The sequence below is a fragment of the Bacillus sp. JJ1503 genome (assembly GCF_036965125.1).
Classification (GTDB): Bacteria; Bacillota; Bacilli; order Bacillales; family Cytobacillaceae; genus Cytobacillus.
The window spans coordinates 6,129-7,710 of the sequence record NZ_JBALOZ010000366.1; the positions used below are offsets into that span (position 1 = coordinate 6,129).

1 protein-coding gene and 1 riboswitch are annotated in these 1,582 nt (G+C 35.6%); the gene reads right to left on the minus strand.

The window, feature by feature from the left end; translation table 11 throughout:
- Positions 1 to 82 precede the first annotated feature (82 nt).
- A riboswitch (TPP riboswitch) is annotated at positions 83 to 173 on the minus strand.
- A 95-nt stretch (positions 174 to 268) separates the two neighbouring features.
- Complete coding sequence (locus V7149_RS22890) at positions 269 to 1,339, minus strand: branched-chain amino acid aminotransferase (protein ID WP_335347889.1); 1,071 nt, start codon at positions 1,337 to 1,339, stop codon at positions 269 to 271.
- Positions 1,340 to 1,582: the final 243 nt, after the last annotated feature.

Sequence of the window (1,582 nt, forward strand, 5' to 3'; positions counted from 1 at the left end):
ATTTTGTGTTGCGATAACACACGAAAAAATAGAAAAACCGCTTCCCATTAGGAAAGCGGTTAAGTCAATACGTTGAAAAATACGTAATCGTTAACTACTTCCCTACGCTAGTATGACCTAGATCAGGTTCGAAGGGTTCATCTCAGCCTCAAAAGGCGCCCCTAGTAGAATGAAAATATTTATAATATTCATACATAGAATAGCATGAATATTATTTAATGCAAGTAAAATAATTCCATTTAAAAAAGAACTGCATAAGAGCAGTTCTTTATACTTCAACAGTCCAGCCAAACGGATCTTCATGTGTTCCATTTTGGATTCCTGTTAAAGTATCATATAATTTTTTCGCAATTGGACCTGTTTCGCCATTATTTACAATCAGTTTTTCATTTTTCCATGAAAATTCGCCTATAGGTGAAATAACAGCAGCTGTTCCAGTGCCAAACGCTTCCTCCAGCTTTCCGTCTAAGCTTGCTTGATAGACTTCATCCATAGAAATCTTTCGTTCAACGATAGGTAAATTCCAATGCTTTAAAAGTTGAATAATGGAATCACGGGTTACCCCTTGTAAAATGCTGCCATTCAATTCAGGGGTAATAATTTCGCCATTAATCTTAAAGAAGACATTCATACTGCCAACTTCCTCAATGTACTTCTTTTCTTTTCCATCGAGCCATAATACTTGAGAATAGCCTGCTTTGCCGGAAACCTCTTGTGCTTTCAGACTGCCAGCATAATTTCCTGCCGTTTTTGCATCACCAGTGCCGCCTTTTACCGCACGAACAAATTCTGTTTCAACTGCAATTTTTACTGGATTTATTCCTTCTTTATAATAAGCTCCTACTGGAGAAAGAATAATAATAAATTGATAGTTTAAAGAGGCTGATACACCTAAATGGACTTCAGTTGAAATAATGAAAGGTCTAATGTATAAAGACGTGCCTTCAAGATTAGGGACCCAGTCTCTGTCTACTCTGATTAGCTCCTCCAATGCCTCTAATGCAAGCTCTTCATCCAGTTCAGGCATGCACAAGCGAGCGCTTGATCGGTTTAACCGTTCAAAATTTTTATTAGGCCTAAATAAAAAAACTTTTTCATCCTTTGTTAAGTAAGCCTTTAACCCTTCAAATACAGTCTGTCCATAATGAAAGATTGTGGCTGCAGGGTCTAAAGTGATAGGTTGATACGGAACAATTCTCGGATCATGCCAGCCTTTTCCTTCCGTATAGTCCATAAGAAACATATGATCTGTGAAGGTTCTTCCGAATTCAAGCTTGTCGAACGCCGGCTTTTCTTTTCTAGTTGTTGCTAAGTTAATTTCAATTTGATGGTCTTTCATTCTTCAATTCCCTGCCTTTTAATATGCTGTGTACTTTAAATGATTTATTCAATCACTAAAAAAAGTTCCTTAGGATTAACACTAAAGAGAATTAAATATTATTTTTAAATAATTTCTAATTGTCGTGATTGTTATTTTAATTATCCGACAATTTATAGTCGTTTGTCGAGAGGTTTTTACAAATTTTTTAAAAAATTATTTTTATCATTTAAACCAGCCTTTTTCCTTCGACTGAGTTATGGC